The sequence below is a fragment of the Marinomonas sp. GJ51-14 genome (genome assembly GCF_055808695.1).
Genome location: NZ_CM147879.1, coordinates 2,376,142 through 2,398,000 on the forward strand (window position 1 = coordinate 2,376,142; position 21,859 = coordinate 2,398,000).

Annotated in this window: 25 protein-coding genes; 19 read left to right on the top strand and 6 right to left on the bottom strand. The window is 40.2% G+C overall.

Annotated elements, in window-relative coordinates:
* The first annotated feature begins 28 nt into the window (after positions 1–28).
* The 11 genes from cobS to AC0L3Y_RS11475 all read left to right on the top strand — a co-directional run bounded on the left by cobS (position 29) and on the right by AC0L3Y_RS11475 (position 7,337).
* The gene (gene cobS, locus AC0L3Y_RS11425; protein WP_473462920.1) at positions 29–814 is read left to right on the top strand and encodes an adenosylcobinamide-GDP ribazoletransferase; all 786 of its coding nucleotides are present in this window, start codon (positions 29–31) and stop codon (positions 812–814) included.
* Entirely contained in the window at positions 811–1,401 is a 591-nt protein-coding gene (locus tag AC0L3Y_RS11430) for a histidine phosphatase family protein (protein WP_473462924.1), read from the top strand. Before cobS ends, AC0L3Y_RS11430 begins: the two co-directional genes overlap by 4 nt.
* Positions 1,386–2,117 carry a trimeric intracellular cation channel family protein gene (locus AC0L3Y_RS11435; protein ID WP_473462929.1) on the top strand — a complete coding sequence of 244 codons (732 nt, stop codon included), beginning with the start codon at positions 1,386–1,388 and terminating at the stop codon, positions 2,115–2,117. Before AC0L3Y_RS11430 ends, AC0L3Y_RS11435 begins: the two co-directional genes overlap by 16 nt.
* Positions 2,071–2,715: a cob(I)yrinic acid a,c-diamide adenosyltransferase gene (cobO, locus tag AC0L3Y_RS11440; protein WP_473462936.1), complete on the top strand. Its 645-nt coding sequence runs from the start codon at positions 2,071–2,073 to the stop codon at positions 2,713–2,715. Before AC0L3Y_RS11435 ends, cobO begins: the two co-directional genes overlap by 47 nt.
* A 45-nt stretch (positions 2,716–2,760) precedes the next feature.
* Positions 2,761–3,852 (top strand): endonuclease/exonuclease/phosphatase family protein, encoded by a 1,092-nt coding sequence (locus AC0L3Y_RS11445; RefSeq protein WP_473462940.1) that lies wholly within the window; start codon positions 2,761–2,763, stop codon positions 3,850–3,852.
* 118 nt (positions 3,853–3,970) lie between these two features.
* Positions 3,971–4,414 (top strand): tetratricopeptide repeat protein, encoded by a 444-nt coding sequence (locus tag AC0L3Y_RS11450; RefSeq protein ID WP_473462945.1) that lies wholly within the window; start codon positions 3,971–3,973, stop codon positions 4,412–4,414.
* 64 nt (positions 4,415–4,478) lie between these two features.
* Complete coding sequence (locus AC0L3Y_RS11455) at positions 4,479–4,700, top strand: hypothetical protein (RefSeq protein ID WP_473462948.1); 222 nt, start codon at positions 4,479–4,481, stop codon at positions 4,698–4,700.
* The gene (gene sodN, locus AC0L3Y_RS11460; RefSeq protein WP_473462951.1) at positions 4,690–5,193 is read left to right on the top strand and encodes a superoxide dismutase, Ni; all 504 of its coding nucleotides are present in this window, start codon (positions 4,690–4,692) and stop codon (positions 5,191–5,193) included. The genes AC0L3Y_RS11455 and sodN overlap by 11 nt, the downstream gene beginning before the upstream one ends.
* Before the next feature lie 34 nt (positions 5,194–5,227).
* Complete coding sequence (locus AC0L3Y_RS11465) at positions 5,228–5,527, top strand: S24/S26 family peptidase (RefSeq protein WP_473462954.1); 300 nt, start codon at positions 5,228–5,230, stop codon at positions 5,525–5,527.
* Positions 5,528–5,655: 128 nt separating this feature from the next.
* Positions 5,656–6,276 carry a YitT family protein gene (locus AC0L3Y_RS11470; protein WP_473462960.1) on the top strand — a complete coding sequence of 207 codons (621 nt, stop codon included), beginning with the start codon at positions 5,656–5,658 and terminating at the stop codon, positions 6,274–6,276.
* Positions 6,277–6,653: 377 nt separating this feature from the next.
* The gene (locus tag AC0L3Y_RS11475; protein ID WP_473462964.1) at positions 6,654–7,337 is read left to right on the top strand and encodes an AbiU2 domain-containing protein; all 684 of its coding nucleotides are present in this window, start codon (positions 6,654–6,656) and stop codon (positions 7,335–7,337) included.
* A gap of 98 nt (positions 7,338–7,435) precedes the next feature.
* Here AC0L3Y_RS11475 and AC0L3Y_RS11480 read toward each other — a convergent pair whose 3' ends face one another.
* The gene (locus AC0L3Y_RS11480) at positions 7,436–7,753 is read right to left on the bottom strand and encodes a CcdB family protein (protein WP_473462967.1); all 318 of its coding nucleotides are present in this window, start codon (positions 7,751–7,753) and stop codon (positions 7,436–7,438) included.
* Positions 7,753–7,998: a type II toxin-antitoxin system CcdA family antitoxin gene (locus AC0L3Y_RS11485; protein WP_473462972.1), complete on the bottom strand. Its 246-nt coding sequence runs from the start codon at positions 7,996–7,998 to the stop codon at positions 7,753–7,755. Before AC0L3Y_RS11485 ends, AC0L3Y_RS11480 begins: the two co-directional genes overlap by 1 nt.
* Positions 7,999–8,248: 250 nt before the next feature.
* Between AC0L3Y_RS11485 and AC0L3Y_RS11490 the strand changes: the two genes are divergently transcribed.
* The 5 genes from AC0L3Y_RS11490 (at position 8,249) to AC0L3Y_RS11510 (ending at position 11,244) form a co-directional block, all read left to right on the top strand.
* A complete protein-coding gene (locus AC0L3Y_RS11490; RefSeq protein ID WP_473462976.1) occupies positions 8,249–8,659 on the top strand; it encodes a hypothetical protein in 411 nt (136 codons plus the stop codon).
* Positions 8,660–8,800: 141 nt separating this feature from the next.
* On the top strand, positions 8,801–9,430 hold the full coding sequence (locus AC0L3Y_RS11495) for a GNAT family N-acetyltransferase (RefSeq protein ID WP_473462982.1): 630 nt from the start codon (positions 8,801–8,803) through the stop codon (positions 9,428–9,430).
* Between the two features lie 26 nt (positions 9,431–9,456).
* Entirely contained in the window at positions 9,457–10,146 is a 690-nt protein-coding gene (locus tag AC0L3Y_RS11500; RefSeq protein WP_473462988.1) for a 16S rRNA pseudouridine(516) synthase, read from the top strand.
* A gap of 15 nt (positions 10,147–10,161) precedes the next feature.
* On the top strand, positions 10,162–10,560 hold the full coding sequence (locus AC0L3Y_RS11505) for a DUF2750 domain-containing protein (RefSeq protein ID WP_473462995.1): 399 nt from the start codon (positions 10,162–10,164) through the stop codon (positions 10,558–10,560).
* A 51-nt stretch (positions 10,561–10,611) separates the two neighbouring features.
* Positions 10,612–11,244, top strand: a complete 633-nt coding sequence (locus AC0L3Y_RS11510; RefSeq protein ID WP_473462999.1) for a TetR family transcriptional regulator C-terminal domain-containing protein — start codon at positions 10,612–10,614, stop codon at positions 11,242–11,244.
* A gap of 10 nt (positions 11,245–11,254) precedes the next feature.
* On the opposite strand, the gene AC0L3Y_RS11515 is transcribed toward AC0L3Y_RS11510, so the two are convergent.
* Positions 11,255–14,713: a PAS domain-containing hybrid sensor histidine kinase/response regulator gene (locus AC0L3Y_RS11515; protein WP_473463004.1), complete on the bottom strand. Its 3,459-nt coding sequence runs from the start codon at positions 14,711–14,713 to the stop codon at positions 11,255–11,257.
* Between the two features lie 237 nt (positions 14,714–14,950).
* Between AC0L3Y_RS11515 and AC0L3Y_RS11520 the strand changes: the two genes are divergently transcribed.
* The 3 genes from AC0L3Y_RS11520 to AC0L3Y_RS11530 all read left to right on the top strand — a co-directional run bounded on the left by AC0L3Y_RS11520 (position 14,951) and on the right by AC0L3Y_RS11530 (position 18,290).
* Positions 14,951–15,310, top strand: a complete 360-nt coding sequence (locus AC0L3Y_RS11520; protein ID WP_473463009.1) for a DOPA 4,5-dioxygenase family protein — start codon at positions 14,951–14,953, stop codon at positions 15,308–15,310.
* Positions 15,311–15,579: 269 nt separating this feature from the next.
* The gene (locus AC0L3Y_RS11525; RefSeq protein ID WP_473463014.1) at positions 15,580–16,062 is read left to right on the top strand and encodes an FKBP-type peptidyl-prolyl cis-trans isomerase; all 483 of its coding nucleotides are present in this window, start codon (positions 15,580–15,582) and stop codon (positions 16,060–16,062) included.
* Between the two features lie 350 nt (positions 16,063–16,412).
* A complete protein-coding gene (locus tag AC0L3Y_RS11530) occupies positions 16,413–18,290 on the top strand; it encodes a methyl-accepting chemotaxis protein (RefSeq protein WP_473463018.1) in 1,878 nt (625 codons plus the stop codon).
* Positions 18,291–18,372: 82 nt separating this feature from the next.
* Here AC0L3Y_RS11530 and AC0L3Y_RS11535 read toward each other — a convergent pair whose 3' ends face one another.
* From AC0L3Y_RS11535 to AC0L3Y_RS11545, 3 genes are read right to left on the bottom strand one after another with little or no spacing between them, the layout of a single operon-like run.
* On the bottom strand, positions 18,373–19,068 hold the full coding sequence (locus AC0L3Y_RS11535; protein WP_473463023.1) for an RluA family pseudouridine synthase: 696 nt from the start codon (positions 19,066–19,068) through the stop codon (positions 18,373–18,375).
* 5 nt (positions 19,069–19,073) lie between these two features.
* The gene (gene rapA / locus AC0L3Y_RS11540; protein ID WP_473463028.1) at positions 19,074–20,759 is read right to left on the bottom strand and encodes an RNA polymerase-associated protein RapA; all 1,686 of its coding nucleotides are present in this window, start codon (positions 20,757–20,759) and stop codon (positions 19,074–19,076) included.
* A 32-nt stretch (positions 20,760–20,791) separates the two neighbouring features.
* Positions 20,792–21,859 carry an SNF2-related protein gene (locus AC0L3Y_RS11545; RefSeq protein WP_473463032.1) on the bottom strand — a complete coding sequence of 356 codons (1,068 nt, stop codon included), beginning with the start codon at positions 21,857–21,859 and terminating at the stop codon, positions 20,792–20,794.

Consider the following 21,859-nt stretch of genomic DNA (forward strand, 5'->3'; position numbering starts at 1 on the left):
AAAACATAAGAGTAAGAAGTAAATAAACATGAAAGGCATGGCACTTGGTCCATATTGGCAAGGCTTTAAACGCAGCCTTGTTACCTATACTCGAATTCCTCTAAAAGTAGATTGGAGTGATGATATAAAGCACATCTCACCGGTGTGCTTTTTGCCATGGATAGGTATCGTCGTTGCTTTGATTAGTGCTTGGCCACTTTGGTTTGATTGGTCTTCATCTTTGCAAGCTATCTTAATGTTATTGTCAGCTGTATTACTAACAGGTGGGTTCCATGAAGACGGACTTATGGACACTTGTGATGGCTTGATTGGCGGTTGGGATAAGGATCAACGCCTATCTATTATGAAAGACTCGCGCATTGGCAGTTACGCGGCTTTGTCAATTTGGTTTTCCCTCTCTATTAAATGGCTGTTACTGAGCGAGCTTTTAGAAGTGATTCCCCAGTCATTTTTGGGGCTGATTTATACTTTGAGTGCTTGGTGTATTGTTCATGTGATGGCGAGAATTATGCCTTTGTTGCTGATGAGTACGTTAGATTACGTGACATTAGGAAAAAGCAAAGCATCTGGCATGATTGCTAAGTTAAGTTCCATTCATTGGGCTATTGCGCTTGCACCTTGTTTGGCTATTGGTTTGTTGGCTTTCAATATTATCGCTCTTATTCTGACACTGCTTATTGCCGTTGGTATGGTGGTGTTACTGCGTATGTATTTACGTAAAAAAATAGAAGGTTTTAACGGTGATACGTTAGGAGCTAGCGAGCAAATCGGTGAAATTCTTGTCATTATTTGTTTATTGGCGTCTTATTCGTGAGATTGTTTTTAGTGCGTCACCCAAGGCCTGATGTGAAAAAAGGCTTATGTTATGGCGATATGGATGTGCCTCTTGTCACTGGTTGGGAAGAGAGCGCGAATGCTTTGATTAAGTCACTTCCCTTGGATTTCTCTGAGGCCTCAAATGTTTGTTATCACAGTCCATTAATCCGAGCAGCAGAGTTAGCCGATTATATTAGTAAAGGACGATCTCAAGCTGTATCAGCACTTAAAGAACTGGATTTTGGTGATTGGGAAGGGCTGTGCTGGCAAGATATACCAAAACAAGAAATCGATGACTGGATGGAAGATATTGTTAACGGCGCACCTTATAATGGCGAGTCATTGCAAGTGGTTGCTGATCGTGTCTGGAGTTGGTGGTTATCGGTGAAAGACGATCCTGTTGATACTTGTGTTCTGGTGGCTCATGCCGGCGTGATTAAGGTGTTAGTTAGTTTGCTTTGTCAGTGGCCGCTTACTCAGGCGCATCGTATTGATGTGGGCTTTACTAGCCTGACTGAGTTTATGGTTGAAGGGGATTATGTCACCTTAAAACGCCTTGGTGCTGGCGATTGGGTGACAGCGTAAGGTTTGACGTTCGTCAGATCATTTTAAAGATCATTGAGAAAAAATACATCATGTTGCTATATCTTTTGGGTATGTTTGGCATTGCTGCTTTTGCAATCACGGGCGTTATTTCCTCTGGCAAAAAAGACATGGATCTTTTTAGTGTCGTATTTCTTGGCATGGTTACGTCACTTGGTGGAGGTACGATTCGAGATACGGTTTTGTCTGTCGAAACAGTTTATTGGGTTTCCGACACCTCCTATTTGTGGGTGGCATTTGCTTCTTCTGTCTTTGCTTTTTTCGGTGTGCGCTTTATGAATGACCGACAAAAAGTGTTTCATTATGCTGACTCTTTTGGCCTGGCTTTGTTTACTGTAGTGGCAACAGAGAAGGTGTTAAACCTAGGTTTTGCAGCACCAATAGCCATCACTATGGGTATTATTACTGGAGTGGCTGGTGGCATTATTCGTGACGTATTAAGCCACCGTCCTCCTTTGGTTTTGGGTCGAGAATTTTACGCAACACCTGCTTTTTTAGGTGCTTTGTTATTTGTACTGCTTCAAAAAAATATACCTTCACATGAATTTAACTCCATTTACGCGGTGTCGTTAATCTTTATACTAAGGGTATTCGCTATCCATAAAGATTTGTATTACCCAAGCTGGCTACTCTATAAAAAAGAGATACATTATGACCAAAGAAACGACGACGAAAACACCAACAACACCAAACACTGACCAAGAAGCTCTAGACAAAAATGAAGCCCGTTTGTTGAAGAAGAAAGCAGTTGTCGATAAGCGTATTGCTTCGGCAACAGAAGAGCGCGGTGTAACTATCTTACTAACTGGTAACGGTAAAGGTAAAAGTTCGAGTGGTTTTGGCACCATGGCACGAGCATTGGGTCATGGTCAAAAATGTGCTGTCATTCAATTTATAAAAGGTCGTAAAGCAACAGGTGAACAATTGTTTTTTGGTGAGCATCCTTCAGTTGATTTTCATGTGATGGGGCATGGCTTTACTTGGGAAACAAGAAATCCAGAATTGGAAAAAGAAGCCGCAGAACAGGCGTGGGATCTGGCGAAAAAGATGTTATCAGATCCTAGCGTTCATTTTATCTTACTGGATGAAATAACCTATATGTACAAATACGGTTATTTAAATGAAGTCGATTTGGTTGCTGCCTTAGCGGCCCGTCCAAAGCACCAAAATGTCATAATGACAGGCCGAACAGCGCCACGAGCCTTGCTAGATAGTGTAGATACACACAGTAAAATTGCCGATGAACGTCATGCTTTTGCTAATGGTGTGAAAGCACAAGTTGGTATCGAATGGTAAGTCTTTTTAAAGGCTACCTAAGCAAATAAACATGGTAAGCGATGGATGAAGGTACGCATTGCGAGTTATAACACTGCATTAAGCCGTGCCTCGTCAGGTGAGCTTTTAGCTGCACTGAAATCAACGCTTGCAGCGAAAGACGAATCCGATAAAGACAAGCAAGTGTTGGCGACTGTGGCTTTACTACAAGAAATTAGAGCGGATATTATTTTGCTCAATGAGGTGGATTTTGATGCCTCGGGTGAAAGTGCAGAAACACTAATTAATTTACTGAGACAACCAAAGGATGGTCGTGCTGAGTTAGATTATCCTTTCTTATTTTGTCAGCCAGTGAATACAGGAATACCATCTGGTCGAGATTTTGATAAAAATGGTATTGCCTCAGACAAAGGAGCTGATGCACTTGGTTTTGGAGATTTTCCAGGTCAATACGGTATGCTTTTGTTATCTCGTTTTCCAATCGAGCATTTTTCTTCTCGTACTTTTCAACATCTACTTTGGCGTGATATGCCGAATGCTAATTTACCAAAGCATCCATCTGGCGAACCTTGGTTTGATGACGAAGATTTAGCTGTACTACCTTTATCTTCTAAGTCTCATTGGGATGTTATCGTAGACGTGGAGGGCGAGTCTTTGCACTGTTTATGCTCTCATCCGACACCTCCAGCGTTCGATGGTCCTGAAGGGCGTAATGTCTGTCGTAATCAAGATGAGCTGCGTTTTTGGACGGATTATCTATCGCAAGCTTCTTACTTTGTAGATGATCAAGGGCGCAGTGGTGGATTTTCTGGTAATGGTTTTGTACTGTTGGGGGACTTAAATGCATCTCCTTTTGAAGGTGATTCGTCACGAGCCATCACTCATGATTTATTAATGCATCCATTAATGGCTGAACTAGAATTTCCTAAAAGTAAGGGAGGAATTGCTCATTCTCCTAAAGTTAATAAAGCTCATAGTGTCAGTCATACAGCGGTTTGGCGTATGCAGGCTGACTATGTGAGACCGAGCAAATCATTAAAGGTTATTGAGCAAGCTGTGTTTTGGCCTGACTCTTGTGACCATCAATTTTCTCTTCTAAAAAATACTTCAGATCACCGTCTTGTCTATTTAGATCTAGACTTCACAAAACCTCTTTAAATATAAAATCAGAACTAAATGAGATTAATTCTCAAATTTACTGGATTTATTGCAAGTCTTTTACGATAATGATTCTCATTAAGTTTTTAATCCATAGTAAAAGATTACGGAGGCAAGAATGCAAAACTGGGAACGCTTAACAAGACAAGCCAATAGAGCCTATTCAAATCATGCTTTTACTGATGCTGTGGATTTGAATCGTCAGGCGTTAATGCAAGCTGAAATGTCGTTTGATGATGACTTTCATCGAGACGCAGAGTCTGCTGTTGCTGCCGCGGCGGTCAGTTTCTTGAACATTGCAGAATCTTATACGGCATTGGGTGATTTCGTATCTGCCAACACGCAATATGAAAATGCAGTGAACTTCTTGCAAACCATCATTACCCGCACTGATGTTGATGATGAACAGCACAGTTTGATCATGCGAACTGCAACGCATATTCGTTTCGAATGGGAGTTGTTTACCCAAAGCCACAGCAAAAATATCACAGCTCAGAGCAAAATATTAATGCAGGCGTTATCGAATGCAGTTTCTAGCTCGAAAACTATCGTGCACCACTAGTGCTTTTGTTCTGGTCAGCCTGATTTGAAATGCAATTTAATGACCTATTTATAAGGATGATTATATGAAGTCTATTTTTACCACCCTGTTATTAAGCTTATCTTTTGTGATGAGCCAATTCGCACATGCGCATCCTGGCCATGATCACTCCCATTGGATGAGTGAACCCATTCATATGTTAACTATTTTTGCCGTCGCTGCAGTGATTATTAGCGGCTTGCTTTATAAGCAGCTTTTCCGTCGCCGTAATTCTAATGAAAAGAAGGGTACGAACCATGATGCATAGTGTTATAAAAACTCTAGATAAGGTAATTGGTTTTAAAACCGCGCAAGCTCATTGTGATATTCCTTGTAAAATGTACGATCCATCAACGGCACAACTTGCTGCATTGAGCTGTGTTCGATTATTGGACTTAATCAAAGAAGTGGAAGATAAAGGCGACCTTGATGTTGCGGGTTTTGCACAGATTTCTCGTTTAGTGATAGAAAAAGAAGCCGCTTGTACAGAAGTGAAAGAAGCGGTACGAATCATTTGGGGAGACTATTTTAAAGCACCACAATTTGAACAAGTGCCAACCATTCATGATTTAACCCATTCCATCATGCTTCAAGCATCAAAATGTAAGCAAAGTATTGATCGGGCAGAAGGTGAAAAACTGGTTGAGCTTGTAAATCAATTTGCTGATGCGTTTTGGCTAACGAAAGGCGTGCCAACGTACCGTGCGACTTGTCCTTATCCACCATTGCTGATTGTCACTTACCCTGACTTGAAAAATTAGATAGACAACACTTGATAGTAAAAAAGGAGGCAAAATGCTGAATCTAATAAAAGTACAGGGAGAAAGTATGTCTCCTAGATTACAAGATGGTGATTTTGTTTTTACTAGCCGATGGTATAAACAGCTTGAGGTTGGCCATCTTGTGGTGGTCGACCATGCTTTATATGGCTTTATTGTTAAAAAAGTCTTAGATATAGCGCCGGACGGACAACTTTGGCTGGGTGGTGAGAATAATAAAAGCATGCAATCAGAACGTATTGGTTGGGTATCGGCACGAAGGGTTATTGGCAAGGTGATTTTCTGCATTTGCTCTTCTAAAGTGTACAGAAATTAAGACACTTTATTAAAACGATTCAAAAATGCTTTTTGGTTTGATATTGGTCTTATGCGGGTTTTTCTCTAGAATCCACGCCATTGAACGACCCTTTATTCTATTCCTTTATTGAAGCCAAAGAGATACCTATGTCGACAACAGACACAAAAACATCACAAAAACACACTCGTCTTGAAGATGCCCAAGCTATGATTCTTGGGACCTTGATTATTTCGTTAGGCGTAAACCTTTTTATCCAAACCGGTTTGCTATCTGGCGGTTCTGCGGGGTTGGCATTTCTTATCCAATATTCAACATCCTTTACTTTTGGACAAGCGTTTTTTGTTATCAACCTACCTTTTTATGTATTAGCGATTATCCACTTTGGTTGGGAATTCACCTTAAAAACATTTTTTGCTGTATTTTGCTTATCGGCATTTTCCGATTTAACAGCGATGATGATCTCATTTGAAAGTGTTAACCCTATTTACGCTAGTATTGTTGGCGGCTCATTAATTGGTGTTGGCTTTTTGATGTTGTTTCGCCATAACGCAAGCTTAGGTGGTTTGAATATTTTGGCACGCTATGTCGCTGAGAAATATGGCATCTCCATGGGGAAATTTCAGATGGTGGCGGATTGCTGTATCGTCTTATTATCTGTTTTTGTGGTGGATTTCACCTTGATTGTTATCTCAATTGTAGGCGCCATTGCATTAAATATGATTATCGCAGTGAATCACAAACCGGGACGTTACATGGGGAATGTGTAAACATACCTATGGCTCTTTAAAAGCGACTCAATTGAGTCGCTTTTTTATTTGTAGGTCTTGGCTTTAGCCCGACAAAGACGATTAACTCCTTCAAATGCTTTGTATCTATCCGCATTTTAAATAACTTACTTTCGTTCGTTTACAGTGGAAGAAAAGAAAAAATCATCTTAGTATCAATAAGTAATAATATTCACAGCATAAATAGTAGACTGTGAATGAAAGGAATAACACGCATGCGCATTTTTCCAGTTTTTGGCTTTGTTGGTGATTTTATTTATCACTTTAAAATCAGTAGTTTACAGTTATATTGGGAAGGCCTTGGTAATATGTAAACGCGCATACGCACTATTAAAGATGTTATGTACTTCGAGGGGCAAATGCGAAAGGAACAGATTCCGAAGTTTAAAAAGCAAGTCAATGCAGCGATGATTGGCTATCTAAATCTACTGGAACGAAAAGAGTTATTATCTGCATCAATTGATTTCCATGAATCATTTGTACGCTTGGAACCAGTGGTTCAAAGAAGCATCCTTGTTATACGAGATACAATGTATGCTTCCTTGATTGTTGAAACTCATGCTTGGTTATTTGATAAATCAAATAACTCATCTAATTTGAGCCTAAATCAACTGTTGAGTCTGCTGGTTGATGGAAATTTCAACCCAAAGCATTTGCTAGAGGGATATGTTAAACCACCAAAAACTATTGTTCTTAGTGGGCAAGGTGGGAGCTGGCAGGATAGATTCATTGAAAGCCGAAAGATTGAATTTAATCAAAGCTTTAGCGACTGTGTTACATGTATTAATGAATTACTTTCCTCAGGCTTAGTCGATAGGGTTAAGTTATTAAGGGATGGCATGCTTGCGCATAAAGATGGAAACTATGATATGACTGGTAGTGGAAATACAATTCAAGACATTTTTAATCTGTTATCACATATGAAAGCAATTTTGGTTAGCCTGAGCAAGTTACTTCAACGCGTTAGCTATCCAATATCTGAGTCCGAAAAAAGTGCTAGACATAGTGCTGAAAAATTTTGGAAACAGTTGGCACATACATAACAAATGGATCAAATCTGACGGCTCACATTGTCCGTTTTTTTGCTTAAAAGAAAATGACGCAAAAAAGCGTCCAATATGTTCCGCAATTTATGAGGACGCTATATCCCTGTAATCGCGAAATCGATGGCATCGATTAACAGATCTCTGGATTGACTCAGCGAACCAATGCAATCATGTAATACCTCTTCCGGTATAGAGCTGAGTTGCTGAGCAAGGAATAAGTAAGTTTCCCCTTCGAATTCTATCTTAGGGGTTAATTTTTCCATATAAAGGCTATTTTTGGCATTGTTGGTTGTTAAAGGTACCGTCAGTCTTGTTGCTAATTGATCAATGACAGAATTTTGAACATCAACCAGAAAAGGGTAGGCTTTATTCGTTTTCTTGCTTGGGTTTCTGTATACATCAAACTGCGCCATTAAAAACTCCTGTATTCGTCGCCAATACAACCGTTTTCAGTTATGAACTCGTTATATGCCGCTATTGCAACCTTGTTTTCTTTTTTCCAACTTTCTGCTTCAACACTCTTTAATTTGTCTTTTAGCGCTTGCTCTAATGTTGCTGACAGGTTGATTTTTAAGCTTCTAGATTTTTGCAATAAATCGCTGTTCACGCTTAAGTTTGTTGCTTTTTTGGGGGCATGGATGTCATATAAATCTTGCATATCATCACTCCAATTAATTTTAACCTTAATTATACGCATACATATGCGCATTGAAAACATGGAATATAGCAAAAAATTAAGTCCTCTTTGAACGAGATAACCTGATGTCGCTTTACTTGATAAACAACTTCTTGATCTAATGCGTGCAACTCATTAGTAAAATTCACAACGACTTTACACCCTTAACAAGCGCCAGCAAGCTGATCAATTATTCAGTTGGCGTGGCGTCATATATTTAAAGAGAATTAAGTTGAAAGCGGTCATTCAAGAAGAAACAACAGGCTGTGGTATTGCCTCAGTTGCCAATATACTTGGTAAGACTTACTCAGATATGAAGGGGATTGCTAATGACATGGGTATTTTTGCAGAAGACGAATCGCTCTGGTCTGATACACAATATGTACGAAACATGCTGGCTAAATTTGAGGTGTCGACTTCTTCTGTAGAGGTTCCATTTGAAGCATGGGAAAAGCTGCCTGATCTTGCGCTCTTATCCATTAAACATCATTACGAAAACGGGAAAGCTTTTTGGCATTGGGTTGTTTTCAAGCGTGTCGATGGACAAGGTTTTGTTTTGGATTCAGCCAGCTATTTACCATCGAATGTGCGAACCGATTTTGATGACATGCAGCCTAAATGGTTTATTGGTGTTAATCATTGATAATTGCTCCATCAAATCAAAATCCGTTTTTAATATTCTTTCTTTCATGTTGAACCTGTTCTGTGTGGTGTACGACCTGCAGGGCAAAGATTACTAAATTCAAAGCAATTGCATGGAAGCAGATTAGGTTTGTCGGCATAAATGCCGACCTACAAAAAAGCATTTGCGATCAAAGATCCGTTTCCTAAGTTTTCGCCTCTCCTGTATGATTACGCCAATCAAAAGACTGAGGAAACGAGTTTGGAGTTACTTAAAGTAGACAATCTTAATCCCTACCTAGATGATCTTATCGAGTTGTTATGTGATGCTGTAGATTCAGGCGCTCCGATTGGTTTTTTACCACCAATGAGTGAACCAGAAGCGAAGGCGTATTGGTTGTCCGTGAATGATGACTTACAAGAAAATGCCCGCCAAGTATTATTAGTTCGTGAAGACGATAAAGTGGTGGGCAGTGTGCAAATTGCGATGTCGCCAAAGGCTAATGCATTACATCGTTGTGATGTTGAGAAGCTGATGGTTCACACTCAGGCCCGTGAAAATGGTTTGGGAGGTGTTTTGATGCAGGGCGTGGAACGAGTTGCTGCAGCCATGCAAAGACAGTTACTTATCCTTGAAGTTCGAAGTGATGATATCGCTCACGACATGTACGTCAATATGGGCTATATTCCGTTTGGTGAGGTGCCCGGATATACGCGCAGTGCGAATGGTATGCTGCATAATTCGACTTTCTTCTACAAAGAAATTGAAACCACCCACGAAGTATTCTCTTAACCAGAACAAAGCTATAGGCGATACCCTTGAGACTTGATTTTTATTTATCCCATGTAACAGAGTTGGCTCGTAAAGCCGCGAAAATTGCCGTTGCAAAAAAACGTGTCACTGTGAATGGTGAAATTGTTAAAAAAGCGAATTATACGGTTAAAGAAGGTGATGTAATTTGTTTGGATGGTGAGCCTTTGGCTTGGCCATCGGAAGGTTATTATTTACTAAATAAACCAGCAGATTATGTGTGTGCAAACCAAGATCCGGAACATTCTATTGTGTTGGATTTGTTGCCTTCCCATTTAGGGCAAACTCTTAATATTGTTGGACGTTTGGACAAAGACACAACCGGTTTGTTACTTTTGACCACAGATGGTCAATGGCTACACCGTATTACGTCACCGCGAAATGCGTGTGATAAACGTTACCGTATTACATTAGCTGACCCTGTTAGTGACGCTGATCTAAAACATCTTGAAGAGGGTGTTTTATTGAATGGTGAATCTGATCTTACTTTGCCAGCAGTAACGGAACGGATTAGTGAAAATGAGATCTTCTTGACGATCCAAGAAGGTAAATATCACCAAGTAAAACGTATGTTGGCAGCCGTTGGAAATAAGGTTGAAGTGTTACATCGTGATAAAATAGGCAAGCTAACATTAGATGCGGATTTGGCTGTTGGTGAGTTTCGCGAATTAACAGAAGAAGAAGTTGCCTACTTTTAAAAAGAGATTGAAACCATGAAAGAACCATCTACAAATGAATTAGCTGTAAAAGAGTTATCAATGGACGAGCGTGTTCAGTTGTTGGTTGCTCCTGATAGTGAACGATTGGCGTATTTTGTTGAGCAGGTAAAAGCCACTGAGCTTGTTTGGAGCCTGAGTAATGACGAAGGCTTTGTTATGGTAGAAACAGACGATGGCGATTGTGTCATGGTTTGGCCTGATGCTGAGTTTGCTAGCCAATGGGCAATTGATGATTGGGATGATTGTGAGCCAGTTTCTATCTCACTTGATACCTTTAAAGGCGAATGGTTACCCAGTTTAGCTTTGGATAACATTACAGTTGCTGTTTTTCCGAATATTGAAGATGAAGGTAAATTGTCAAGTGCAGCGGATCTGACTGAGTTGTTTGCATAACACATTTTAAGATTTAGTAACGGGACTGACTAGATAAGGACTTAACTCCCTATGAGTAGTAAACGCCAAAATAACCGTGAAGAAGTGTTTGTTAAAATTCTTGATGCTGCTGAAATTGAATTTGGTCTGAAAGGCTACAATGGTGCTAGTTTACAGCAGATTGCAGAGCGTGCAGGTTTACCTAAACCGAATATCATTTATTATTTTCAATCTAAAGCAAATCTATACAAGCAGGTGCTTGATCAAACTTTAATCGGTTGGAATGATCTTTTTGATCAAGCTACGCTAGATGATGATCCAGCTCAGGTATTGGATGGTTTTATCCGAGTTAAGCTTAAACAGAGTTTTGAGAAAAGTGTTGCATCACGCTTATTTGCTATGGAAGTGATTGGTGGTGCAAATCATATTGGTGATTATTTAAAAGAAGAGTTAAGGCCTTGGTTTATGTCACGAGTGGCATTGCTTCAAGGCTGGATGGACGCTGGAAAGATGCAGCAACGTGATCCCGCTAGTTTGATTTATATGATTTGGTCAACCACTCAACATTACGCTGATTTTGAAGCACAAATTCTAGCGTTAAATGGCTCCGAATCATTAAGCGAGGAAGATTTACAGCGTACAGGAGATACTATAAGCGCTATCATTTTGGGAGGCTGTGGATTGAGTCTTCCAACTCAACCCTAACCTTGATCTTTTACTCAGCGTCTTCCCTTAACTGATGAATGTGTTGAACCAAAGCCCGTAATTTTGCGGGCTTTGCTGGTTTTGCCATATAGGTAATGTTTTGCTGTTTACACTCTTCAACCAGTTGTGGGTCCCGTAGTGCGGTTATTAATACTGCTGGAATTTCTTTCCCTGCTCTCGTTCTGAGGGCCTTAATCAAAGAAACACCATCTTGGTTGTCGTCAAGGTGGTAATCCACCAAGAGTAATTCTGCTTCGCCTTCCGCTTGTAAAGCTTCTTCAAAACGATTGAAGGTACGACAATCACACTTCCAATGACTTAATAGTGTATTCATTGCAGTTAAGTTATTTTGTTCGTCATCAATACACCAGACGTAACAGTGAGCCAACTTATCTTGTGGTTCTGTGACGGGTTGAGGCTCAGGTACGCTTGCAATGATATTGCTCTGGGCCAATGGAATACCTATGCTAAAACAGCTACCTTTTCCTGGAGTGGAGCGAACTTCAGTAGCTAGTCCCAATTGTTTTTGCATACGACGAACTAAGCCAAGGCCCAATCCCATGCCAGGTTCTTGGGTGTTTTCCCAGCGATAGAAGTCATCGAAAACTTTATTTTGTTCGGCTTCAGGAATACCAACCCCTGTGTCCCAAACTTGTAAATACACTAATCCTTTTCTTGGTCGCACGCTTAATAGTACTCGTCCCTTTTGTGTGTATTTCACCGCATTTGAAACAAAATTCTGAATGATACGTCGTAAGTAAATAGGATCTGTATGTACACGTAATGGCCTAAGGTGCGTAGTTAAACGTATGTTTTTACTTTCTGCGATGACGCCGAACTCCGAAACGATAGGTGTGAGTATGTCTTGGAGGTTGCAGTCGACTAATTTTGGTTGAATTGCGCCTTGGTCTAAACGAGCAATTTCAAGCAAGGTTGAAATGAGTGCTTCGGTGGACTCCAAAGAATCGAATAGTTTTGTAATGACTTGATTCGTGTCGTGAGGAAGCTGGGTTGATTGTAGAATCCCCATATAAAGCTTGGCAGCATTAAGAGGCTGAAGGATGTCATGACTAGCCAAGGCAAGGAATTCAGTCTTAGAGGCGTTGGCTTGCTCAGCTTCTGCTTTGGCGCTAATGAGGGCTTTCTCTGCTTGATTACGGCGATCAATTTCTTGCATAAGCTCATTGTTGACGCCTTGGACTTCTTCGGTGCGAGCTTCCACACGTTTTTCCAAATCTATATTAGCTTCTTTCAATGCTTGCTGGCTTTCAATATGTTCGGTGACATCGGTAAAACTTGTGACGAAGCCACCATCTGGTAGTGGATTGCCAACCATTTCAATGACCCGTCCACTGGCTCTACGACGTAAGAAACGATGTGCTGTACCTTTTCTAAGGTGTTCTAAACGTTTGCTGACTAATTCTTCTATATCGCCAACACCACATTCACCTCGTTTAGCATTAAACCGAATAAGCTCTTCAACGGGCAAGCCAACTGTCAACATACCTTCAGGATAAGGGTAAAGCGAAAGGTAAGTTTTATTCCATGCAACGATTTGCAAATCTTTGTTTACGACACTAATACCTTGGTCAAGATTATCCATAGAAACGAATAAAAGGTTCTGACTGAATTGGATTGCTTGAGTGGTTTCATCCAAGTAGGTCACCATTTCTTCTACCTTGATTTGTTTATCAACCAAGATGGAGTTAATGATGGTGCGAGCTGATGAACCCCCTAATACGCCCCCTAAAATACGTTCGCAGTAATCCACAAATAAACGATTGGGCGCAGCATTTGATGGGATGCTTTGACTGTAATCTTGCTCGTAATTTGCTAGAACTTGTTGGCTTTTTTGTTTACCCAAGAAGGTTTCTAATAAGACAAAAAAATCACCATTGGTGGCTTTGCTTTTGGGTTTAAAGAAGCCTTTTTCGAGTTCGGTCGTTGGGCTAACAAAAGCAGTGGCTTGAATACGATCGATTAATCTTTCACTGGATAATAAAGAGCCTATTACATAGCCAAAAATGTTTGCCATTAAGCTAATAAAAGCACCATAACTAATGAGTTCAGAACGCGACTGAGCATTGTCTAGCCCCCAATCTATACCACCAGTTAAGGGAAGCATCATGAGCAAAACCCAGCATAAAAAACCGAAGGTCAACCCAGTATAAACACCATAAGCATGGGCGCGTTTCCAATATAAACCGCCTAATACCGCAGGCATGAGCTGTAAGACAAGAGAGAAGGCAAGGACGCCGGTTCCTGCTAAAGATTCGTTATTTGCCATTTTTTGATAATACAGAAAAGACAACATAAGAATGCCAGCCATAGCCAATCGTCGAATGGTTAGTATTCGTCGTCGGTATAAGGGGAGAGCTTGTTGTTGCGCACTGGCGCGTGCCAACATAATTGGCAAAATAACATCGTTGCTAATCATGATGCTTAAGGCAAATGTCGCAATGATGATCATAGCGGTTGTTGCTGACATGCCACCTAGGAAAATCAACATTTGCAATGGAAGGTTGTCTGAAGCCAGTGCGAATTGAATGACATAAGTATCTGGGTTTATATCAGCAGAAAATAGATTTTGACCGGCAATAGCGATTGGTGGAATGATGACCGCGAAGATAAGTAAATAAAGAGGGAATAACCAACGGGCCATGTTGGATTGTTTATTATTTTGATGATCAACCACGGTGACGTGGAATTGACGTGGCAAGCAGATTACAGCCGCGGCAGACATAAAGGTTTGCATTAAAAAAGGAAAAGATAACATTTGTTCTGGTGACCAAACAGACATATCAACATTGCTACTGAATTCATCAATATTGAGGTCTTGGGTCATAATGATTGCCACTAATCCAACTGCGACAATGGCAATGAGTTTGAATAAAGACTCTGTACCAATCGCCAACATCATGCCTGAACGATATTCAGTGACTTCTACTTTTCTTGTGCCAAATAACATGGCAAATATGCCAATTAGAATGGTTGCCACTAATACTACTAGGCTAGTAGACGATTCGTCTTGATTGACAAAAAGTGCAAAATTGGAACCAATGGCTTTGAGTTGTAAGGCAATATAAGGAATGACTGCGAGCATACTGATTAAAATAACCAAGGGCGCTGTCATTGGGCGTTTTCCATATCGAGAGGAGATGAAATCGGCAATTGAAGTGATATTTTGTTTGCGACTTACAGTGATCATTTTCCGTAAGATGGGAAAGGCAAACAAATAAAGCAGAATAGGGCCCAAAAGAATGGGTAAATAGCTCCAGCCTGAACGGGAAGCTTCGCCGATCGAGCCGTAAAATGTCCAAGCGGTACAATAGATAGCAAGAGACAAACTATAGACTAATGGGTGGCGGGTTAGTTTTTTAGCGGTGGGACTTTCTTTATCGCCCCAAATGGCAATCCAGAACAAACCAAAAACATAAAGAATGGCTAATAGAATCCAGAAAACAGTCATGTGGTAAATCACTTCAATATGGCCCTTATTATTTGATGTTCAATGTAGCATAGTCGAGGTAATAACTCCTCTACGACTTAGGTCTTGACAGTGGAGCAAGATGTGCTGCTTTGTTACTTAAAAAGTGGCATTAATAAATTCCCCTAGGAATGTGACTTTCAATTGAGAGTGTCGTAAATTAAAAGTATTAAAAATTGAGAGCTCAGAAATTTAGGGCTTCTAAAATTAGGATGAACAATGACTCCATTTCCATCACATTATGATATTAAAGCCTTTCATGCCCATCTTTATTATACGGATGAAGCTGGTGTTGAATTGGCGAAGAGAGTAGCGCAAGCAGCATCCGAATTATTTGATATTCGCATTGGACGGTTTCATCGTAAGCCTGTTGGGCCACATCCTGTTTGGAGTTGTCAGCTGTCATTTTCGGCTGAAACTTACGGCGCTATTCTTCCTTGGTTGATGCTGAATAGAGAGACTCTCGATGTGTTTGTTCACCCTATAACGGGTAATGATTACCTTGATCATACTCAAGCAGTAAGCTGGCTAGGGAAGTCTTATATATTGGATACTTCAATATTTACACCTTCAGCCTAAACAATGGAACGCAATGATTCCTTAATTACGGTTAAAAAATCTATTTTTTAAATATTTAATTATCAAACATCCCTTTAAAAATCGTCGAACGTACCAAACTTCTTCGTTATACGGTAGTTATTGAGTTTATGGGACGTTATCATAGTCTTACGAGTTATCGTTTGGGTTCGTGTTGTGGTGGTGTATCGCTTATTGTTTAAATGTAAGGTTTGCTTGTATCAGGCGCTCGTTCCCTCATTATTTATTATTTTTTTATTCAGGAGAATACAATGCAAATTACAGAAAATGCTGTCGTGAGCATGCACTACACTTTGAAGGATGAGCAAGGTCAAGAATTAGACTCTTCCATCGGTCAAGAGCCTTTAGTATTTCTAAGTGGCGCACAAAACATTATAGATGGATTGGATAAGTCTCTTCAGGGCAAAGTGGCTGGCGATAAACTTGAAGTATCTGTTGCTCCAGAAGACGGTTACGGTGCGATTCATGAAGAACTGATTCAAAAGGTGCCGACTGAAAACTTCCAAGGTGTAGATGATATCCAAATCGGTATGCAGTTCATGGCACAAACGCCAGGTGGTCAACAGCCTGTTACCGTAATTGGTGTAGAAGAAGACGGTATTATGTTGGATGGTAATCATCCTCTAGCTGGTAAAACATTGAACTTTAATGTTGAAATCATGGATGTTCGAGAAGCATCTGCAGAAGAGCTAGAACATGGTCATGTACATGGCGAAGGTGGTCATCACCACTAGAAAAGAGCGTAATACGCTTTTTTAGAACGCTGAGTTAATAGAAGCAGCGGCTGGAAACAGTCGCTGTTTTTTTTGTCTTTTTAATAAAAAAACATGATTTTGTAATTTTTTTGTATCATTAAGTGATTTTAAGTGATTTTAAGTGATTTTAAGTGATTTTAAGTAATATTAAGAGGTGATAGTATTACAGTATTACAAATTGGTTTTTGGATTTGTTTATTGTATAAAATTTTCTATTTTTACAGTAGGGAAAATTTGAAAAGTATTTAGTGATGCATAGAGAATGTCATATTGAAGATATGGTGTTTTCGGTAATGCATTTCATAAAAAAATGACGCGCGGAGCAGGCTATGAATAAATTTAAACTACAAGTTATTGGTTCTCTTGGCGCTATTGTTGCTGCGATTATTGTTATTATCGCAATGTTAGACTTTGTGGCATTTAGATCTGAAAGTATGGCATTGAACAAGCAAATATTGGTTGAAAAAAACTTAACATTCGAAGCTGAAATTACAGAAAAATTTGAACGTTATCGCTATGTGCTCTCCTCTATAGATTTAGATGTGCATGAATTAGGTGCAAATAGTTTATCTGAAAAGAACAGCGATAGTTTAAGAACTATTTACAATATTTTAAAAAGTAGCAGTGATGGAGTGTACCTATTTGATAGAGCGGGAGCTTCCTATCAAACCGATGGTTTGAAAATGTCTCTCGATAATAAAGGGCAGGGTTATTACAAAGCACTATTTGAGAAAAATCAAAAATTCTATGTGTCACCTACTATTCACAAAAATAGATCAACAGGTCAAGTATCTATATTGATTGCTTATAAGGTGAATTCAGATATTGCTATAATGACAATGGTTCATTTAGATAGTTTTATTGAAAATACAAAAAGTAGGACTGATTTATTTGTCTATACAGACGATGGCACCATTATAGTTTCGCCTTATGAAGAAATGTTAGGTAAGAAAATATTAGATGTTCGACCTAACTATAAGCAATTTAGTCTTCAGTCTCCTGAGTTAGCTTATACGGTAAATGTGAATGGTAGTGATGTTGCCTTTACAACTTTTTGGGGGAGAATGGATATCAATGGTTGGGATTATGTTTCTTTTACTAGAGATAGTGTAATTACTAGTGGTGCAAATAAGCAGTTGAAATATTCATTATTAATAGGGCTTGTTTGTTTTATCTTCGCAGGTATTATTTTACTTGTTGTGATAAATAGATTGGTTCTGAAACCAGTTGGTGGTGCTCCGGAAGATATTGCTAAGTTAATGGAAAGAATGTCTGAAGGTAACTTGAGACTGAACCTTGCTACATCAGCTAGTGATAGCGGCATTTATCGTTCATTGGTCATTCTTTCAAATCAACTATCTGGCATTGTAAGTAACTCCATAAAAATTTCTGAAAGTGTTTCTGCCTCTTCTGAAGAGTTAAATGTTGTAATGAATGACACTTTGATAAATATGGAAAGTGAAAAAATGCAGGTTGAGCAAATCTCAACGGCAATTTATGAATTGTCAGCCACATCTCAAGAAGTCAGTAATAAAGCCTTGAGCGCTGAAGAAGAGACAAAAATTAGTTTAAATACGATTGGAAGTGGCAAAGCTACATTAGAAAAAAATATTGCTTTGACTCGAGATATTAATAAGTCTGTCGCTGAAACGGCGGTAATTGTTGATGAACTAAGAAAATTCACTATTGAAATTGGAACTGTTATTGAAGTTATTAATAGTATTTCCGAGCAAACGAACTTACTTGCATTAAATGCTGCAATTGAAGCGGCGCGAGCTGGAGAAACTGGTCGAGGGTTTGCGGTTGTTGCTGATGAAGTTCGTACTTTAGCTTCAAAAACTCAAGAGTCTACAGTGAGTATTCAAGAAATTATTTCGAAACTGCAAGAACAGTCTGAGAAAGCCAGTAATAATATGGCACAAAATGTTGAATTGATCGAAGGTTCAGTTGAATTAGCAGGACAAGTAAAATCTTCGTTTGAAGACATTTCTCATGCTATAAAAGCGATATCCGAAATCAATGCCATGGTTGCTACTGCATCAGTGCAGCAAACAGGAGTTACTGAAGATATTTCTAAGAATACGACTCTAGCTTTTGATTTAGTACAACAAAATGTATCAGCAGTTAATCAAACCTTACAAGCGGCGGCAGAATTAGCAGGTTTGGCTCAAACTCAGAAAGATGACATGGGGTTCTTTAAAGTATAAAAAGTATTTGAATACTTTTTAAATACCCAATAATAAACGGCTTGTGTGAAAATATAGGCCGTTTTTTATGAATGGAAAAGAATTAAAAAGGGCAAGGTGCAACGAAGGCGAGCCAAGCTTTAGTGAAAGGATGACGAAACTCCAGTCGGTAGGCGTGGAGTAAAAGTCGTGGTTCGCCGGTGTATTGATCATCGTAGAACTCGTCACCGATGATACCGTGACCAAGGCTTTGCATGTGAACACGAAGTTGGTGGGAGCGCCCTGTGAAAGGTATGAGTCGAATTCGAGTTGTGTTGCCCTCGTAGTTAATTTTTTCCCATAAGGTGATGGAGTCTTTGCTCCATTCGTCGGTACAAACTATCTGTCTTGGACGGTTAGGCCAATCGCATCGTAATGGCTTTCTTACTTCGCCTTTTTCCCCTAAAAGGTGACCGCGCAATAGGGCGCGGTATTCCTTTTTGACTTCCCGTTCACGAAAATGCGCATACATGCGTTTTTGGCATTCATGGGTTTTCGCGACAAGAATTAAACCAGATGTTGCTTCATCAAGACGATGTATGGCAAACGCTTCCCCAAATAAGCATTCAGCTCTATGTAGGATCGAATCAATCTTCTCTGGGCCACGTCCGGGCACAGATAAGCAATTGGCTGGTTTGTTGATTACGGCAAACCAGTCGTCTTCATAGAGAATCTCTAGCGTGGCTTGCCCGACTAAATTAGTCAGTCCGCTCACGCTAGCCTGTTTTGCCTTATTCAGGAGAGCTTGCTCATCTAGCACGGAGACTATTCCGGCTTGGTTGTTAAAATGATGCGAATCGCATCGAGACGAATTTGATGTTCATCAATTCGAACCAAGCCTTCCTGCATGTTGTTTTCCAATAATTGAATATCCTCGTCACGAATAGCATTGTTGAATGATTTCAATTCAACCAAGCGATCGATTTCATTTTGACAGCGATGTTGATAAGAGGTTTTTGCTTCATGAACAATCGGACGAGCTTGATCCTGGGCATTTAGCTGATGAGTTTGCAGGACTTCAATCAGGTTCTTGCGCAATGCTGCGACCCATTGTTCTGCTACTCGGTTTGGTACACCTTTAAGTTTTTCTGCCCATTTATCTGCGGTAAATTGCTGATGAAGAAATTTGCCGTTGGAATCTGACAACTGCCACATTGGTGTCATAGGTAATGATTGGGCTAATTTTAAGCGTGGATGTGCTGTCGCTTCGATAACAAACATACTTTCGACCAATACCGTACCTTCTGGAAGCGCAGCAATTGGTAGAATAGCTGAGGTCAGCTTGCCAGAGTCAAAACCTTGCACCTCATCCATTAGCATGGTGATAAGCGGATGCTCCCATGTAGCGAAGGCGACATTCTCCCGTTGGCTGGCTTGGCGGCGGTCCAGCATTAACATTTTGCCTTCTTCTTCAATCCCAGGCAACGCCTCTAGCATCATGTCAGTAGAAGGGCGTAAGAACCATGCGGCTTTTTCTGGTGTGTCATCCATGCATTCTGCGTAAATATTGAAAGCGTGAGTTACTTGCTCTATGTAATGGTGCAGACCTTTTGTTGCTTGATGATTGATCTGTTCGATTAAGTCTTGCGCTTTTTCTGGACGGCATGAACTCATTTCAAGTAAGCGGTTGCGGCCTTGTTCCATCTTCTTCAATAGGGCTTCGTGGTAGATACGAGCTTCGTTGAGTAAATCTGTATCGTCGTCTTGACCGTGAAGGTAAGCATGTAAACTGTCGCCGAATGCTTCTTCCACTTTATCTCCTGAACCTGTGGTGCGACAGAAGGCATTTAGTGCGTGGTGATACCAATGGAACAAACGTTCTTGAACACTTTTTTTGATAAAAGGTACATGGATTTGGACATCGTTCAGTTGTCCAAGGCGATCCAGTCGACCAATTCGTTGCTCTAATAAGTCTGGATGTTCAGGTAAATCGTACATGACGATATGATGGCTAAACTGAAAATTTCGACCTTCACTACCTATTTCTGAACAGACCAAGATCTGTGCACCGTCATCATCAGCAAAATAGGCAGCGGCTCTGTCACGGTGAATCAATGGCATTTGTTCATGGAAGTCAGCACTTTGGAAACCTGCAAAGGTTAACTGGTCATTTAGCCATTGTGCCATGTCGGCGGTGTGACAAATAACCAGAACTTTGTCTGCCTGACATTCTAAGAATTCTTTTAGCCATAACCAGCGAGGATCTTTTTCCCATAAGCCATCAGCAACTTCTGTTTCTGGTTGCACATGATGGCTTGCAGAAGCAAAAAACTCATTATTTTCCAATGGGTAAGAATGTAAATAACGATCGGGAAAACCACCAACTGCAGCACGTGTATTACGGAACATTTCACGTCCTGTACCATGACGGTCAATCAACCAACTAATGGCCTCTTGAGCTGCTTGTATGCGGTCTTTGTTACTGTCTTTTGTGCTACTGTCATTAGTCAAGGCAACAAACCAATCTTTAGCTTTTACTTCATCTAAATAGCGAGCAAATACTTCTGGCCAATTAAGGGGGCAGAAGTATCGCCTTCTTGTGAAAAAGGCAACAAGGCTTCAGCTAACTCAGCTGCTTGTTTAAATTCTTGTTGTTGAGCCAAGTAGCGATCAAAGTCGTGGTAATGATCCGCATCTAGAAGCTGCAAGCGAGAGAAGTGTTCTCGTTCGCCGGTTTGTTCTGGTGTGGCACTCAATAATAAAAGCGATTCTGTTTGTGCTGCTAAACGAGCTACAACTTGATAGCCAATACTTGGTGTTTCAGGGTGCCAAGCGAGATGATGTGCTTCATCAACAATAACCATATCCCATTCTGAATCCAGCATATGCTGAGTCGCTTTTGGGTGTTGGCTTGCCCAATCGATTGGTGCAATTACGAAAGGCTGTTGTTCGAATGGGTTATCATCACCATCGATAAAGTCTTCGTATACTGATTCATTAATCAATGAAAAAGGCTGATGGAAACGGCGTAGCATTTCAACAAGCCATTGATGTTGTAAGTTGGTTGGTGTCAAAATCAAAACACGCTTACACAAGCCATTTAACAGGCGTTGATGCAAAATTAAACCGGCTTCTAACGTTTTCCCCATACCTACTTCGTCACATAACAGTGCGCGTGCTTTTGGGCGATTGGCGATTTCATGTGCGAGATATATTTGGTGAGGTAAAAGCTCGGCTTTTAACCCCATTAAACCACGAACCTGCGATGCCGCATTTTCGGCTTGATGCTCAAGTGTGTGGCGGCGGAGATCGAACCACATGCGTCGAGCAGGAGACAAAGCCAATAAGGAATCTAGCTCGTTTTTGTCATTACGAGGGAATTGAATCAAAGATTCTTCTAACCAATCATCTTCATCGCTAATACGATATTCAATAAGGTCATCCACATCTTCAACTTCTAAAACAGTAAAGGTTTCACCTTGAAAATGAAGTTGATCGCCGACGGTCAGTGTCCGACGAACAAGACTGGTTTGGTCGTGTGAATATAAACGATCGGTTTCTGCATCGGGGAAGTGTAAGGTAAAAGATTTGTTTTGTTTGTCTACTATCAT